Raw genomic sequence first — 15,102 nt, 5'->3', positions numbered from 1 at the left:
ATTCCTTAGAAGGTGAAACATAATGGCATCTATATCAGCAGAAAAACCAAGCGCAATACAAGATATATTTTCAAGAAACAAAGCGATAATTGGCGTGGTCCATTGCGAAGCCTTTCCCGGCTCGCCACAATATAAAGGCCAGTCTTTTGCTAAAATAATCGATCGCGCGCTCTATGACGCAAAAAGTTATATTGAAGGCGGTGTGCATGGATTAATTGTCGAGAACCACGGCGATATTCCTTTTTCTAAACCCGAGGATATCGGCCCGGAAACGGCGGCGTTAATGTCGGTGATTACCGATCGTATTAAGATGGCATTCGGCGTGCCGCTCGGCATCAATGTATTGGCCAATGCGGCGTTGCCGGCATTGGCCACGGCGTTGGCGGGCGGCGCGGATTTTATCCGGGTCAACCAATGGGCGAACGCCTACATCGCCAACGAAGGTTTTATCGAGGGGGCGGCGGCCAGGGCGCTGCGTTATCGCAGCCTGCTGCGCGCCGAGCATATCCGGGTGTTTGCCGACAGCCATGTAAAACACGGCAGCCATGCCATTGTCGCCGATCGCTCCATCCAGGAACTGACCCGCGATGTGGATTTTTTCCAGGCCGACGCGGTGATCGCCACCGGCCAGCGCACCGGCGACAGCGCCACCCTGGAGGAAATTGACGAAATCCGTTCGGCCACGGTGTTGCCGTTGCTGGTCGGGTCGGGCGTCACGCCAGATAACGTAGGACAGATCCTGCAGCGCACCCAGGGGGTGATCGTGGCCAGCACCCTGAAAGTGGACGGCGTATGGTGGAACGAAGTGGAGCCGGCGCGGGTTAAACATTTTATGGCCGCGGCGCGGGCCGCGCTGGAGGCGTGATCGTGATAAGTTTTAGCGAACAATTGCTGGCGGAACATCAATCCACCTGGCAGGCCATGCAGCAGCATCGTTTTGTCACCGATATCGGGCAGGATCGGCTGCCGGCGCGGGTGTTTAACCAGTACCTGGTGTTTGAAGGCGATTTTGTCGCCACGGCCATCGGCATTTTTGCCCTGGCGGTGAGCAAGGCGCCTGGCATCCGCCAGCAGCGCTGGCTGGTGGGCGTGCTAAACGCGCTGGTGGACGAGCAGATGGGCTATTTTGAGGACGTGCTGGCAAGGCGCGGCATCGATATTAACAACTACAGGCGCGATGTGCCGGCGGTCGCCCGTTTTCGCGACGGTATGCTGGCGGCGGCGCGGCAGGGGGGCTATGCGGATATTATTACCCTGATGTTCGGTGCCGAGTGGATGTATTACGCCTGGTGTCGGCGCGTCAGCGAGTCGGCGCAGTCGGACGCCGATTTGCGCCATTGGGTGGAGATGCATGCCGCCGAGGCGTTTTTTGCCCAGGCGCGCTGGTTAAAAGAGGAATTGGACGCCCTCGCCGCGGCCCTGCCGGAGACGGAGCGCCAGCGCCTTTCCGACCTTTACCGCCAGGTGCTGGTGTGGGAAATTGATTTTCACGAGGCGGCGTATACCCAATAAGGCAGGGAAACAACGCCGGGTGGTTGCCCGGCGTTGGGTAGGGCGGCTTTGCGCCATCACCCGACGGAGGTTACCGGATGATGTTTGCGCGCCAGGATCGGCTTGAGAAAACGCGCGGTATGCGAGGTTTCACAGGCCGCCACCGTTTCCGGCGTGCCGGAGATCAGGATTTCGCCGCCGCCGTTGCCCCCTTCCGGACCCAAATCGACAATCCAGTCCGCGGTTTTAATCACGTCCAGGTTATGCTCGATAACCACGATGGTATTGCCCTGATCGCGCAGCTGGTGCAGTACCGCCAGCAGCTGTTCGATATCGGCAAAATGCAACCCGGTGGTGGGTTCGTCAAGGATATACAGCGTCTGCCCGGTGCCGCGTTTCGACAGTTCGCGCGCCAGCTTCACGCGCTGCGCCTCGCCGCCGGACAACGTGGTCGCCGACTGGCCCAGCCGGATATAGGACAGGCCCACGTCGATCAGGGTTTGCAGCTTGCGCGCCAGTGCGGGCACCGCGTCAAAAAACTCGCGGGCGTCCTCGATGGTCATATCCAGCACCTCGTGGATATTTTTACCCTTATACTTCACTTCCAGGGTTTCACGGTTGTAGCGCTGCCCTTTGCACTGATCGCAGGGCACGTAGATATCCGGCAGAAAGTGCATTTCCACTTTTATCACCCCGTCGCCCTGGCAGGCTTCGCAACGTCCGCCGCGCACGTTAAAACTGAAACGCCCCGGCGTATAACCGCGCGTACGGGATTCAGGCACGCCGGCAAACAGTTCACGCACCGGCGTGAATACGCCGGTATAGGTCGCCGGGTTGGAGCGCGGCGTGCGCCCGATGGGGCTTTGGTCGATATCAATGACCTTATCGAAATGTTCCAGGCCCTGGATATCGCGATAAGGGGCGACCTCGGTGGTGGTGGCGCCGTTGAGCTGGCGCTGCGCCACCGGGAACAGCGTGTCATTGATAAGCGTCGATTTACCGGAACCCGAGACGCCGGTGATGCAGGTAAACAGGCCCACCGGCAGGGTCAGCGTAACATCCTTGAGGTTATTGCCCCGGGCGCCGATAAGCTTCAGCACCTTGGTGGGGTCGGCCGGTATGCGGTGTTCGGGGATGGCGATTTCCCGCTTGCCGCTCAGGAACTGGCCGGTCAGCGAGGCCGGATTGGCCATGATCTGCTCGGCGGTGCCTTCCGCGACGATTTCGCCGCCGTGCACCCCCGCGCCCGGGCCGATATCGATAATATGATCCGCCGACCGGATGGCGTCTTCGTCATGTTCGACCACAATCACCGTATTGCCGAGGTTGCGCAAATGAATAAGCGTTTCCAGCAGGCGTTCGTTATCGCGCTGGTGCAGCCCGATGGACGGTTCGTCCAGCACATACATCACCCCCACCAGGCCGGCGCCGATCTGGCTGGCCAGGCGGATGCGCTGCGCCTCGCCGCCGGACAGGGTTTCCGCCGAGCGGGACAGCGAGAGGTAGTTCAGGCCCACGTTCACCAGGAATTTCAGCCGATCGCGGATCTCCTTGAGGATTTTGTCCGCAATCTGCGCGCGCTGGCCGCTGAGTTTCATCTCATCAAAGAACCCCAGCGCATTGCCGATGCCCATATCGGAAATGGTCGGCAGGGTGGTGTTTTCCACAAACACATGGCGCGCCTCGCGCCTGAGGCGGGTGCCGCCGCAGCTGGCGCAGGGCCGGTTGCTGATGTATTTCGCCAGTTCCTCGCGCACCGCCGAGGATTCGGTTTCCTTATAGCGGCGCTCCATGTTCGGCAGCACGCCTTCGAAAGGATGGCGCCTGACCGAGCTGTCGCCGCGATCGTTGATATACCTGAACTCAATGGTTTCCTTGCCGGAGCCGAACAGGATTTTTTGCTGTACCGAGGCGTCCAGCGCATTGAACGGCGCTTCCACATCGAACTTATAATGGTCCGCCAGGGAGCGCAGCATTTGGAAATAGTAAAAGTTGCGCCGATCCCAGCCGCGAATGGCGCCGCCCGCCAGCGAGATTTCCTCGTTCTGCAATACACGTTCCGGATCGAAGTATTGCTGCACGCCCAGTCCGTCGCAGGTGGGGCAGGCGCCGGCCGGGTTATTAAATGAGAACAGCCGGGGTTCCAGCTCCGGCATGCTATAACCGCAGATCGGGCAGGCAAAGTTGGCCGAAAACAGCATCTCCTCGGCATCGCCGCCGTCCATCTCGGCCACCACCGCCGTGCCGCCTGACAGGCCGAGCGCGGTTTCAAACGATTCCGCCAGGCGCTGGGCCAGATCTTCGCGCACCTTGAACCTGTCGACCACCACTTCGATGGTGTGTTTCTTTTGCAGTTCCAGTTTGGGCGGATCGGAGAGATCGCATACTTCGCCGTCGATGCGGGCGCGGATATAGCCCTGGGTGGCCAGGCCTTCCAGGGTTTTGCTGTGCTCGCCTTTGCGGTCTTTGACGATCGGCGCCAGTAGCATCAGGCGCTTGCCCTCCGGCTGCGACAGCACGTTATCCACCATCTGGCTGACGGTTTGCGCCGCCAGCGGCACGTCGTGATCGGGACAGCGCGGCTCGCCGACGCGGGCGAACAGCAGGCGCAGGTAGTCGTGGATTTCGGTAATCGTCCCGACGGTTGAGCGCGGGTTATGCGAGGTGGATTTCTGCTCGATGGAAATAGCGGGGGACAGCCCCTCGATATGGTCGACATCCGGTTTTTCCATCAGCGACAGGAACTGGCGGGCATAAGCGGACAGCGATTCGACGTAGCGGCGCTGCCCTTCGGCATACAGGGTGTCGAACGCCAGCGAGGACTTGCCGGAGCCGGACAGGCCGGTAATCACTATGAGCTTGTCGCGGGGAATAATCAGACTAATGTTTTTCAGATTGTGGGTACGCGCACCCCGAACTTCGATCTTATCCATTCAACTTAATCCCGACACCGGATGAATATTTGCCGCCGGTGATGCCTGCAACGACACACCTGGCGCGAAACGGACAATTATGACACAAAAAAAGCTGAACGAATATCCAGTATTGATTGTAACGCTGAACTCTGCATTCATCGGGCTGCGATCGCAGCCGCAATGATTTTCACCCGTGTCCTTTGGGCATTTGCGTGGTAAACTTTACCGATTACACTTACGTAAACGTTTAAGTAAAACATCTTATCAGGAGAGTCGACATGGCCAGCAGAGGCGTTAATAAAGTGATTCTAGTCGGAAATCTGGGCCAGGATCCGGAAGTCCGCTACATGCCGAACGGTGGCGCCGTGGCCAACATGACTCTGGCCACTTCCGAGAGCTGGCGCGACAAGCAGACCGGCGAGACCAAGGAAAAAACGGAATGGCACCGCGTGGTGCTGTTCGGCAAGCTGGCGGAAGTGGCCGGCGAATATCTGAAAAAAGGGTCGCAGGTCTATATCGAAGGCGCGTTGCAAACGCGTAAATGGACCGATCAGGGCGGCCAGGAACGTTACACCACCGAAGTCGTGGTTAACGTCGGCGGCACCATGCAGATGCTGGGCGGCCGCCAGGGCGGCGGCGCGGCGGGTGCCGGCGCGGGCGCGGGCGGCGGCCAGCAGGGCTGGGGCCAGCCGCAGCAGCCGCAGGGCGGCAACGCGCAGTTCAGCGGCAATCCGGGCGGCGCGGCGCCGGCAGCGCCCGCGGCCAGTCGTCCCGCCGCGCAGAACAATGCGCCGGCCGCGGGCAATGAGCCGCCGATGGATTTTGACGACGATATTCCGTTTTAATAGCTACCCAGCCCATCTTGCCACATCCAGGCTTAAAACCCCCGCATCGCGGGGGTTTTGTATTTTCGCCGTCACTCAGCGCTAAGCCGAACCGGGGGACGTGATATCCGCTGATGGAATCCGCCACTGGCCGTCATGACGTGTGGCGGCGGAATGTATCCTGCTAGCGACGGGACGACGGCGCGTAGAACGGTGCGCGCGGCGTTTCCTGCGCCAGATAATCGCGGTAAAAATCTTTTACATGCGGGAATACAGCCTTGCCCAGCTCGCGCCGGGCCTGCTCGTCCGCGCTGCGCGGCGCGGCCAGCTTTTGCGCGATATCATTGAGCACGGCGGCGCGATCGACCCGGGTAAACCGCCCCCGATGGCAGACTTCCTCGCCCTGGATGAATACGCTCTCGATATCCTTGGCGCGCGCCCGCTGCACCAGTACATCCAGCAGGGGAATATCCTCATCCTGATACGGCCAGGTGATACTTTGCCAATCGAACAGCACCGCATCCGCCAGTTTTCCCGGCTCCAGCCGGCCGATCCGCCCGGCAAAGGGGGTGGTTTTTGCCCCGCCCTCGGTGGCCATGCGCACGATTTCCCCACAGGACGGCACTTCATCGTCCTCAATGCCGGGCACGCGATGCACCCGCAACGCCAGACGCATCTCCTGCAGCATATCGCGATCTTCGTTAATTCCCGCCTCATCCAGCCCCAGGCCGACGGTCAGCCCATGGCGGCGGAAGGCGTTCAGCGGCGCGACGCCGCTGCGCAGGCGCAAATTAGAACTGCAGTTATGGCAAACGCAGGTTCCCGTCGCCGCCGCCAGTTCAATATCGGCCTCGTTCAGCCAAACGCCATGTCCCAGGGTCAGCGATGGTCCCAGCAGGCCCAGCTTGTGCAGGTGCGCCAGTGCCGTGGTGCCGGTGCGTCTACGGGCATATTCCCGCTGGTAGGCGGTTTCGACCAGATGCATATGCATCGGCACGCCGGCGTTATCCGCTTCCGCTTTAATCGCCTGCAATGCTTCATCACCGCACCAGTGCAGGTTGGCGGGCGCCAACTGAATACGCGTTAGCGACTGGCCGCGGTTATCCGCCGCCAGCATGCGGAACAGCTTAAGGTGATCGTCCAGCGGCAGCCGCTGCTTTTTCAGATGAGCGGCCAACTGCGGCCGGATTTCAGCCGGCACGCGGGCCACAAACCGTTCATCGGCTTCATAGACCAGCAGATTCTGCTCACGCACCGCGAAGCTGTAGGAGGCGCGCATGCCTATCTCACGGTAGGCGGCAAGCACCGCGCCAGCCGCCTGATGTATCGTCTCCAGCGTACCGGGGCGCCAGCCGTGGATATGCTGTACCGTGGTGATGCCGGAGGCGATCATCTCAAAAGCGGAATAAAGCGTATCCAGCCGCAAATCCACCTCGCGTGCGCCCATGCGGCTGGCAAACCACAGTTCCAGCGCATAATCGGGCGAACCCAACTGCAGCGGGGTTAAGCCCACATGATGATGGCTGTTGACAAATCCCGGCATCAGCACGTGTTGCATGGACCCGTAGCGGCGGACCTGGGGATATTTATGGATCAAATCATCGGCATTGCCGATGTCCTCGATAACACCGTCTTTTTGGTAAAGCGCGCCCCGTTCCACCGCGATCGGGCGACCATCGTCGCCGATCCCCTGGATAAGGGTGCCCGCCAAGATCAATGATTCAGACATAGGGATATCCTGTAGCTGTGAGTTTATCGTACCCAGCCGTATGGCACGGGGCCGAACAAATCGTCGCGCCGATCGTTGAAATAGCGCATTTGCTGACGAATTTGACTGAATTGCCGGTAATCCAGCGTTGCGTTCACTTCCCCCGCCCCAAGGTGGCGAGGGCGGTGTGCCAGCAGCGTGCCGTCGGCGTTGATCACGCACGACTCGCCGTAATTATCCGTCGCTATTCCGTCCAGCCATTCCTCGCCCACTTTATTGGCGCAAACGACTATCAGGCCGTTCTCTTTGGCATGGGTACGCAATTCGCCGAGGAAGAAGGCTGCGTCGTCGCCGCCGCTGCCGGCGACGGGAACAATGACCACCTCAACCCCCGCCTGGCGCAGCGCGCGCCAGCATTCAGGAAAGCGGCGGTCATAACAGATCAAAATCGCACAGCGCCAGCCTTCAATAGCGAACCTTTGCAGTCCGTCGCCCGGCGTGAAATGCGCGGCCTCGTCATAGCCGGGCGGCGGATAGTCGCTGGCCGGCAAATGCAGCTTCCTGGCCAGGGCGCCGTCGCCCAGCCGTTTCCCCAGGCGGTCAAAACCGATAACGGCGTTGTGGTAACAGCCGGTTTGGCTATCGTGCTCATAGAGCGGCAATAAAATAGCGCATCCCAGCCGCTGGGCCAGCGCCGCGCACCATCCGGCGCTCTCGCCCCGGACGGATTCGGCCCAGTGGCGATATTTTTCCGCCGGCGCGGCGCAAAAATAGGGCGTCAGCGCCAGCTCGGGCAGCGCCACCAGCCGTGCGCCGGCTTGAGCGGCGCGGGTAATGGCCGCCTCCAGCTGCCGGCGATTAAGCGCCAAATCCTCGCAACCCGGCGGCATTTGCAGCGCGGCCACCGGCAGGTAGGGTGATATCATCAGCCCACCTCCTGTTCGGCAAAGGCGCGATCGACTTCATCGCGCAGCAAATCGATAAGATGGTCGCTGAGCTGATGAAACAGGGGGCTTTTGGGGTCGCGCGGCCGCGGGAGATCGATGGGAATGATTTCTTTGATGCCGCCCGGACGCGCGGTAAAAACCACCACGCGATCGGCCAGCGCCACGGCTTCATCAATATGATGGGTGACAAAAATCATCGATACGCCGGTTTGCCGCCATATGCGGATAAGAAAGTCCTGCATCTTCGCCCGCGTTTGCACATCCAATGCCGCAAAGGGTTCATCCAGCAGCAGCGCCTCGGGATTCAGCGCCAGCGCCCTGGCCATCGCCACCCGCTGGCGCATGCCGCCGGATAACTGATCGGGCCGTTTCTGCGCGGCATCGGCGAGGCCGACGTTTTGCAGGATGGACTGCGCCCGTTTCAGCCTTTGTTCTTTCGACATACCCTGCATCTTCAGGCCGAAGGCGACATTTTCCGCAACCGAAAGCCAGGGATAGAGCGACGCTTCCTGGAAGACAAATCCGCGATCGGTGCCCGGTTGCGACACCTCGGCGCCGCCGCAGCGGATTGAGCCTTCGCTGACCGATTCCAGCCCGGCTATCATATACAGCAGGGTGCTTTTACCGCAGCCGCTGGGCCCAAGCAGCACGACAAACTCTCCGCGCGCCACTTGCAAATCGACATTTTTCAGCGCGACGACAGCGCCGCCTTGCGCGTCGGTCCAGACTTTGCCCACGCTATTGCAATCAATCAGCGGCGGCTGTGGGAGGGTATTTTGCGTCATTTCTGGCCTCCGGCGCGGTTGTCAGGTACCCAGTAAAGGAGCTTTTTCTGCACATAGCGCAACAGCAGATCGAAAACAAATCCGGTAATGCCGATGATGGTCATGGTGAAAAACGACAGGCTGGAATTGAAGGTATTGCGCGCCTGCATGACGATTTGCCCCAACCCGCTGCCAACGCCTGTCGCCTCAGCCACCAGCACAATCATCCAGGCGCCGAACAGGTTCATGCGCAGTACGAAAAATAACGCGGGCAGGATGGCGGGGATAATGACGTAACGGAAGGTTTGCGCCCGGCTGGCGCCCATAACCGCCGCCACGTTGAGATGGGTTTTGCTCACGCTCTCAATCTGGCTGATAGTGGATACCGTCATGACGAAAAACAGTGAAATAAACACCATGAAAATCGCCGGTGGATTGCCGATGCCGAAGATAAATATGGCCACCGGCAGCCAGGCGATAGGCGAAATAGGCGCCAGCAGGGTGATGGTCGGCAATACCAGCTTGCCGAACAGGCGGAAATAGCAAATGGCCAGACCACATACCAGGCTCAGGACAAAACCCAGAGTCAGGCCCGCCATCACGCGGCCCACCGTGGCGAGAATGGTTTTTCCCAACGACAATAAGGCGGTGTCGTTAGTGACCTGGCCAATCACATCGGTTGGGATAAAGTATTGCGCCTGCTGGGCAAAATTCGCCAGGAAGATATGTGGCGGCGGCAACAACAGCGGATTTAATCCCCCAAAAGCCCAGCACGCTTCCCAGATCCCGGCAAACAGGGCGACGGAAGCCACGCCCCAGCCGAGGCGCGAGAAAAACGCCGGCCAGCCGCGGCGGCGGGTTTTCCTGACCGGAGGAATGATCTCGACCGGTGAGACACCAGCCGCTTTTACCGGCTTTCGCAGGGTATTCACATTCATGCGCTTTTCAGCTCCAGCGAACCATACAAGTCGGGATTTTCCTTAATCACCTCATTGAGCAATGACCAGTCGAAGATATCCGTTCCTGGTACCTTCTGGATGTAACGCAGCTCTTTCAGGTTATTGGCGCGCTGCAGGATAAAATCCTGGTTCTGCCGCTGGTCTATCATCGCCGGCTGTTTGGCGGCGGCGTCCAGGGTGGCTTCGTAGCTGGTCTTGAAATATTTGCCCACGGTATCCTTGACCGCCGAGGCGCGGTCGGTCTCTTCCTGATGCTGGCCGATCATCATGCCCTTGATAAGCGCCTTCACCGCCTCGCGATTTTCCGCCAGCACGGAGGAGCGTACCGCCAGCACGCAATCGCTATAGTTCTTGCCATAGATGTCGACGCCGTCGGAAAGCCGTACTGCGCCAGGGCGCGCCTGCAATGCCTGGGTAGCATAAGGTTCGATATGGCACATGGCGTCGATATTGCCGTTGATAAACGCCTGGGCCAGTTCCGGGGAGGTGCCGAAGTAGCGCACTTTGACGTCGGCAAAGCCCATGCCCGCTTTCTTCAGATAGTCATAAGGCAGCATTTCCAGCGTATCCGCCTGGAAGGTGCCTAGCGTCTTGCCACGCAGCTTTTCGGCGGAATCGATGCCCTGCTGGCTGACGATTACGCAGCCCTGCACGCCTGAGCCGGCGACAATCTTGATTGGCGCGCCCTGAGCGAAAAGCGTAATAAAGTTGGTGTAGGGGACTACCGTCACATCCACCAGCCCGGCGCCGAACAAGGCGGCTATATCGGCGTTAGTCGGGGTGGTGACAAAATCCAGCGCGACGTTTTTCGCCAGCCCGCGTTCCTTGACCAGGAAGAAGGGACAGTTGCATAATCCCGTCCCATGGGTGGCCTTAAAGGTGGTGATATCCGCCGCCAGGGCGGGGGTGCTGATAAGGTATTTGCCCAACGCCAGGCCGCCGGCCGCCAGCGCGCTGTGTTTCAGGAAGTGGCGGCGATTGATATCAAAGCCATTAAGCCGCGGTAAAACCCGTTTTGTTGACATGATCTTTGTCTCCTGGTGTTGATAAAAGAGCGAACGAACCCCTGCCTGCAAGGCATAATGTCCAGTGGATGGCTGTCGCGGCCTGGTGGCAGGCGAAGCCGCGTATTAGTGCGTATATTCCGTTTGCGCCAGCAGGGCGGATAACCGGCTGAAATCGAGTACGGAATACGGATTATCCGGCGGCGCCAGCCTGCCCATCGCCGCCAGCGCCTGGAACCGGCTGATAATGGCGCCGGCAAGAGGGCGAATATCGATTTGCGGCGGCTGCCGCGCCAAGCCTTGCATCATCGTCGCCGGGGGAACGCCGGGATAAAATCGGGTTACGCTTGCCAGGGCGCCCTGCGGATCCGCCTTTATCGTGGTTTCCGCCTGCAACAGGGCCTTTATCACCGCATCCACCACATCCGGGTATTGATGTAAAAAGCTCTGGCGTGTGACCAATACGGTATCGGGGTAACCGGTTCCCCACACTTCGGCGGCGTCGCACATTTTTTGAAAACCCAGCATTTCGAGCTGGCTAATCACCGGCTCGATAAAAGTGCAGGCGTCTATTTCACGCCGCTGCATGGCGGTAATCGCCTGGTGCAAGGTGTCGAAATAACGAATATCGCTGTGTTGCCAGGCGCCGCGGTAATGGGTGATCGTATCGTGCAGCAGCACTTCCATCGGATCCTCGAAGAAGGTGCCGAAGCGCAGGGCAGAAGGCGCCGCGGCCACGCTGTCCGGATGGATCATTACCGCCATGCCGCCAACGCCGCTTCCGGCGATAATGCGCAGCGGATCCGCCGCGCTGAAATCGCTCAGCGGCTGGGTAAATCCCGTGGTGCCAATCTGCGCCGCGCCGCTTCTGAGCAATGCGATGGTTGACGCGGTGCCGCTGAGTTCCGGCACCCTCACCGTTAATCCCTGTTCGCGAAAGTAACCGCATGCCTGCGCCACGAATAACGGCAGGTTGGAAAGCGCTTCACCATGAGCCAATACCAGTTCAGACATGCGGTGCTCCACAAAATGCTTAAAGATTGTCAACAATCATCTGCGGCGAAATAGCGTCGGGATCGTTGCGGCAGAGGATATGGATTAAATTTGACAATAAGATCATGCAAAATTGAAGTCAATAATTATTTAAATTGTTCATCAGTTTTATTTTCGTAATATGCATTTCTTATATATAGCGTTTTGCGGGCAAAAAGAAAGGAAAATACAAAGTGAGAAAAGAGCACCTAAAGCGCTCTTTCTACAGGGGAAAACCGGTGGATGTAAAGGGTGTGGGGACATCGGGGCTGCCGGGCCGCATGGGCCAGATATAAGAAATTCAGTTTCCCGTGCCGAGCAGGATCTCTTCCAAATCGTCTTCCTCTTCTTCCGGCTCTTCCAGATGAAGCGAATTTTCGATCCCCAGCAGGTGATCCAACATGAGTTTTTGCGCGCGCATGCTGTCCCGCGCCTCTACCGCATCGACCAGCCGTTCATGCTCGTTGTGCTGGCAGGTGACGTCCGTGGGGGTGTCATACAGCAGGATAGTCAAGCACGTCAATAACTGCAGGCCGCGTACGGTTCTTTCAAGAAAACGATTTCCCGCCAGGGAGGCCAGCAGCACATGAAACTCGCCGGACAAGCGCACAATCTTGCGGCGATCGCCTGAATGCCTGGCTTTTTCTTCCTGTTTAACGTGCTGGCGCAGCAGCGTGATTTCCTGCGCGGTCACCCGCTGACATATATTTTCCAGCAAGGGAATCTCGACATAGCGCCGGGCCTGGAAAAATTCCTTCGCTTCCGCAATGGTGGGGCTGGCAATAAAAGCGCCACGGTTGGGCAGGATTTCCACCACGCGCTCGAAAGCCATTTGTTGCAAAGCCTCTCTTACGACGGTGCGGGAGACCTTGAAAATGGCCGCCAGCTTTTCTTCCGTAAGCTTGGTGCCGGGCTTCAGGCGGTGTTCCGAGATGGCATTCATTAATTTCTCATACACCGCGCTGCGATCCCGGGCACATAGCGTGGCCGCGGCCTGCATATTTTCATCTGTCGGACGTTTCGCTCTGGCCATGTTAAATCACTCAGCCTCCTACCTGTGGCGGAATTTAATATCAATATTTATTTACAACAATCATGACACCAATATGTATATGTCTACAAGATAAATTGTTAAACATTAAAATTAATTATGTTTATCAGTCTATACGGACGATACAGTACGGCCGTAGCGTGATGACATTGGTAACCTGGGTTACTATCCTTGAATTACCCTCCTTTGTCCGGCGATTGTTGGCTAATATCACTTGTTTCGTTAAAAAATCGTACTATTTTACAAGATCGGCAGCGGCCTTCCAGGGATTATCGAAGCGTAGACACGCGTCGTATCAATAATAGGACCATGCCATGGATCATATTGTGTATGTTGTTGACGATGATGATGCGGTAAGACAAGCCATCGTTCGGCTGCTACAGTCGGAAGACTTTAACGTTGCCGATTTCGCCTCGGCGGAGATGTTCCTGAACCAGCATTTTGGCCCGCTCCCCAGTTGCTTGATCCTCGATATGAATATGCCGGTGGCGGATGGGTTCCAGGTTCTGGCCGCGCTGGAAAAAAAAGGCAGGGAATTGCCGATTATTTTTATCACCGGGTTTGGCACCATTCCTCTTTCGGTGCGGGCGATGAAGGCCGGGGCCTGCGAGTTTTTAACCAAACCGATCGACGCGGAAGACCTGCTCAACGCCGTGCGCGAGGGGCTGTCGGCGGCGGAAAAAAACCTCTCGTTCGTGAGCGAGCAGTCGAGCCTGGCCCAACGGCATCAAACCCTGACGCCCCGGGAGCGCGAAGTACTGGGACTGGCCATCGGCGGCCTGCTGAATAAACAAATCGCCACGGCGCTGGGCGTCAGTGAAATTACCGCCAAAGTCCATAAACGGCGGGTGATGGAAAAAATGCAGACCCGCTCCCTGGCCGATCTGGTGCGGGCGGCGGAACGGCTGCATATTGTTAAATCACAAAGTCGTTAACGCTTCCCTTCTTATGAGGAACATCATTATGCCGGAGCATGTCAATGGCGATTATCGCGCCAGCCTCAAAACCGTTTCAACCTCATTACGTAAGCTGCATAAGGCCTTGATTGACCTGGAAACGGCGCGCTTCGGCCCGATCGGCGGCCCGTTTGAGCATTTGCAACTGGTGAGCAGCCATCCGCAGTTTGCCTGGATCCGGCGCCTGTCGGAGATCTTGGTGGAATTGGACGAACGGCTGGATGAACCGGACGACATCGATGCCGCAACGGTCCTGTCATATAAAACCGTCATTGAGCGTTTACTTGCCCTCGGGCCGGAAAACGACACGGAATTCGCTAAAAAATATATCGCCGCGCTGCAGGAATCCACCGAGGTGGCGATGGCGCACGGGGCGCTGCGTCATCTTCTGTTTTTAGCCAATGATACGTCAGGCGCGCCGGGTAATGCGCCGGCATGATGCATAGGCTCAGGGCTGTGCCGGGGGCCACGGCGCCACCGGTACGGCCAGGCTGCCGCCCTGGGTGCGTTGCCAATAACCCGGCGATGTGCCGGTAAAGGTTTTAAATACCCGTGAAAAATGGCTTTGGTCGGTAAAACCGCATTCGAGCGCGATCTCCGTCAGCGTCTGTTGCCTGGCGCCCAGGAGTTCCAGCGCTTTCCGGATGCGCATGTTTTGCAGCCAGACACAGGCGGAAGTGCCGGTGGTATTTTTGAAATTGCGCGCAAAGTGCGCGCGGGACAGGCCGCATTCCCGGGCAATCAATTCAAGCGAAACGCCCTTCGACAGGTTTTCCAGCATAAAATCCTTGGCCCGTTGTTCCTGCCAGGGCGCCAGCCGGCCTTTCTGCCGGGTCCAGTCCTGGGATGCCTTGCCGTAGACTTCGGCAATATGGGCGAACAGCGCCAGGGAGATATGATCAAACATAAAATCATGCATGCCGCCGGGTTGACCCAATAACGGGATCAGCGCCTGTGCCAGATGATAAATCACCGGATCCAGCGCGCCGGGAGCGCAGTCAAAATGACCGATGCGCTTTTGTCCGCTGTCATAGGTGAATTCGTCCAGCGCCTGGCGGGTAATTAAAAATCGTACGTTATCAAAGGCGCTCAAATGCTGGCAACGCCAGTCCTCGGTAAGCCTGGTAATCGCGACGGCCTGCTGCGCGTGTCCGCCCGCGTGGACCAGGCGGCCGTCATGCCAGAGTCGGTGCGAGGCGAAATCCCGCAGCTGCACGATAACGGAAAAGGCTTCGTGATGGGGAATGGCGATAACCGGCGCGTGTTCCGGCGGCATGGTTTCCCTATGGCGGCTGACGACCAGCCGCGCCGCGCCGGTGGCCAGCGGGTTGACTGGCGAGGTGATAGTATCGATTTTTTACGCTCCCGGTGAATGTCGTCGGCTTAGACTGCGCACGCGGCGCACGCAACAACAAGGATCGCTGCAGACCCACAGTAAACCACAGAATACC

General features: G+C 58.5%; 14 protein-coding genes. 5 read left to right on the top strand and 9 right to left on the bottom strand.

What is annotated here, in order from left to right; genetic code table 11:
• Nucleotides 1-22 precede the first annotated feature (22 nt).
• Both ACL2XF_RS19160 and ACL2XF_RS19155 read left to right on the top strand, forming a co-directional pair.
• Nucleotides 23-865 (top strand): BtpA/SgcQ family protein, encoded by an 843-nt coding sequence (locus ACL2XF_RS19160; protein ID WP_413727368.1) that lies wholly within the window; start codon nucleotides 23-25, stop codon nucleotides 863-865.
• Nucleotides 866-867: 2 nt separating this feature from the next.
• Entirely contained in the window at nucleotides 868-1,512 is a 645-nt protein-coding gene (locus ACL2XF_RS19155) for a TenA family protein (protein ID WP_410012602.1), read from the top strand.
• A 56-nt stretch (nucleotides 1,513-1,568) separates the two neighbouring features.
• On the opposite strand, the gene uvrA is transcribed toward ACL2XF_RS19155, so the two are convergent.
• Nucleotides 1,569-4,424: an excinuclease ABC subunit UvrA gene (gene uvrA / locus ACL2XF_RS19150; RefSeq protein WP_410012601.1), complete on the bottom strand. Its 2,856-nt coding sequence runs from the start codon at nucleotides 4,422-4,424 to the stop codon at nucleotides 1,569-1,571.
• Nucleotides 4,425-4,684: 260 nt separating this feature from the next.
• Between uvrA and ACL2XF_RS19145 the strand changes: the two genes are divergently transcribed.
• Nucleotides 4,685-5,251, top strand: a complete 567-nt coding sequence (locus ACL2XF_RS19145) for a single-stranded DNA-binding protein (RefSeq protein WP_413727367.1) — start codon at nucleotides 4,685-4,687, stop codon at nucleotides 5,249-5,251.
• Nucleotides 5,252-5,414: 163 nt separating this feature from the next.
• On the opposite strand, the gene ACL2XF_RS19140 is transcribed toward ACL2XF_RS19145, so the two are convergent.
• The 7 genes from ACL2XF_RS19140 to ACL2XF_RS19110 all read right to left on the bottom strand — a co-directional run bounded on the left by ACL2XF_RS19140 (nucleotide 5,415) and on the right by ACL2XF_RS19110 (nucleotide 12,677).
• Nucleotides 5,415-6,959, bottom strand: a complete 1,545-nt coding sequence (locus ACL2XF_RS19140; protein WP_413727366.1) for an amidohydrolase family protein — start codon at nucleotides 6,957-6,959, stop codon at nucleotides 5,415-5,417.
• A 23-nt stretch (nucleotides 6,960-6,982) separates the two neighbouring features.
• Nucleotides 6,983-7,864, bottom strand: a complete 882-nt coding sequence (locus ACL2XF_RS19135; RefSeq protein ID WP_413727365.1) for a carbon-nitrogen hydrolase family protein — start codon at nucleotides 7,862-7,864, stop codon at nucleotides 6,983-6,985.
• A complete protein-coding gene (locus ACL2XF_RS19130; protein ID WP_410012596.1) occupies nucleotides 7,864-8,670 on the bottom strand; it encodes an ABC transporter ATP-binding protein in 807 nt (268 codons plus the stop codon). The genes ACL2XF_RS19135 and ACL2XF_RS19130 overlap by 1 nt, the downstream gene beginning before the upstream one ends.
• Nucleotides 8,667-9,587, bottom strand: coding sequence for an ABC transporter permease (locus tag ACL2XF_RS19125; protein WP_413727364.1), 921 nt, complete (start codon nucleotides 9,585-9,587; stop codon nucleotides 8,667-8,669). The genes ACL2XF_RS19130 and ACL2XF_RS19125 overlap by 4 nt, the downstream gene beginning before the upstream one ends.
• A complete protein-coding gene (locus ACL2XF_RS19120; RefSeq protein WP_413727363.1) occupies nucleotides 9,584-10,633 on the bottom strand; it encodes an ABC transporter substrate-binding protein in 1,050 nt (349 codons plus the stop codon). The genes ACL2XF_RS19125 and ACL2XF_RS19120 overlap by 4 nt, the downstream gene beginning before the upstream one ends.
• Nucleotides 10,634-10,738: 105 nt before the next feature.
• Nucleotides 10,739-11,626 (bottom strand): ABC transporter substrate-binding protein, encoded by an 888-nt coding sequence (locus ACL2XF_RS19115; protein WP_413727362.1) that lies wholly within the window; start codon nucleotides 11,624-11,626, stop codon nucleotides 10,739-10,741.
• A 319-nt stretch (nucleotides 11,627-11,945) separates the two neighbouring features.
• Nucleotides 11,946-12,677 carry a GntR family transcriptional regulator gene (locus ACL2XF_RS19110; protein WP_413721859.1) on the bottom strand — a complete coding sequence of 244 codons (732 nt, stop codon included), beginning with the start codon at nucleotides 12,675-12,677 and terminating at the stop codon, nucleotides 11,946-11,948.
• Nucleotides 12,678-13,009: 332 nt separating this feature from the next.
• Here ACL2XF_RS19110 and ACL2XF_RS19105 point away from each other — a divergent pair, with 332 nt between their 5' ends.
• Together ACL2XF_RS19105 and ACL2XF_RS19100 are read left to right on the top strand one after the other, a co-directional pair.
• Nucleotides 13,010-13,630, top strand: coding sequence for a response regulator transcription factor (locus ACL2XF_RS19105; RefSeq protein WP_413721860.1), 621 nt, complete (start codon nucleotides 13,010-13,012; stop codon nucleotides 13,628-13,630).
• A 28-nt stretch (nucleotides 13,631-13,658) separates the two neighbouring features.
• Nucleotides 13,659-14,090 carry a hypothetical protein gene (locus ACL2XF_RS19100; RefSeq protein ID WP_413721861.1) on the top strand — a complete coding sequence of 144 codons (432 nt, stop codon included), beginning with the start codon at nucleotides 13,659-13,661 and terminating at the stop codon, nucleotides 14,088-14,090.
• A gap of 9 nt (nucleotides 14,091-14,099) precedes the next feature.
• Here ACL2XF_RS19100 and ACL2XF_RS19095 read toward each other — a convergent pair whose 3' ends face one another.
• Entirely contained in the window at nucleotides 14,100-14,927 is an 828-nt protein-coding gene (locus ACL2XF_RS19095) for a helix-turn-helix domain-containing protein (protein ID WP_413727361.1), read from the bottom strand.
• Nucleotides 14,928-15,102: the final 175 nt, after the last annotated feature.

The organism is Sodalis sp. RH19 (assembly GCF_047324215.1).
GTDB lineage: Bacteria > Pseudomonadota > Gammaproteobacteria > Enterobacterales > Enterobacteriaceae > Acerihabitans.
The sequence above is the reverse complement of the archived record's forward strand: the minus strand, read 5'-3'. Positions and strand labels throughout refer to the sequence as shown.

Coding starts and splice junctions, on each gene's coding strand:
- ACL2XF_RS19160 (WP_413727368.1), top strand. CDS start 23: ATGGCATCTATATCAGCAGAAAAACCAAGCGCAATACAAGATATATTT.
- uvrA (WP_410012601.1), bottom strand. CDS start 4,424: ATGGATAAGATCGAAGTTCGGGGTGCGCGTACCCACAATCTGAAAAAC.
- ACL2XF_RS19145 (WP_413727367.1), top strand. CDS start 4,685: ATGGCCAGCAGAGGCGTTAATAAAGTGATTCTAGTCGGAAATCTGGGC.
- ACL2XF_RS19140 (WP_413727366.1), bottom strand. CDS start 6,959: ATGTCTGAATCATTGATCTTGGCGGGCACCCTTATCCAGGGGATCGGC.
- ACL2XF_RS19135 (WP_413727365.1), bottom strand. CDS start 7,864: ATGATATCACCCTACCTGCCGGTGGCCGCGCTGCAAATGCCGCCGGGT.
- ACL2XF_RS19130 (WP_410012596.1), bottom strand. CDS start 8,670: ATGACGCAAAATACCCTCCCACAGCCGCCGCTGATTGATTGCAATAGC.
- ACL2XF_RS19125 (WP_413727364.1), bottom strand. CDS start 9,587: ATGAATGTGAATACCCTGCGAAAGCCGGTAAAAGCGGCTGGTGTCTCA.
- ACL2XF_RS19120 (WP_413727363.1), bottom strand. CDS start 10,633: ATGTCAACAAAACGGGTTTTACCGCGGCTTAATGGCTTTGATATCAAT.
- ACL2XF_RS19115 (WP_413727362.1), bottom strand. CDS start 11,626: ATGTCTGAACTGGTATTGGCTCATGGTGAAGCGCTTTCCAACCTGCCG.
- ACL2XF_RS19110 (WP_413721859.1), bottom strand. CDS start 12,677: ATGGCCAGAGCGAAACGTCCGACAGATGAAAATATGCAGGCCGCGGCC.
- ACL2XF_RS19105 (WP_413721860.1), top strand. CDS start 13,010: ATGGATCATATTGTGTATGTTGTTGACGATGATGATGCGGTAAGACAA.
- ACL2XF_RS19100 (WP_413721861.1), top strand. CDS start 13,659: ATGCCGGAGCATGTCAATGGCGATTATCGCGCCAGCCTCAAAACCGTT.
- ACL2XF_RS19095 (WP_413727361.1), bottom strand. CDS start 14,927: ATGCCGCCGGAACACGCGCCGGTTATCGCCATTCCCCATCACGAAGCC.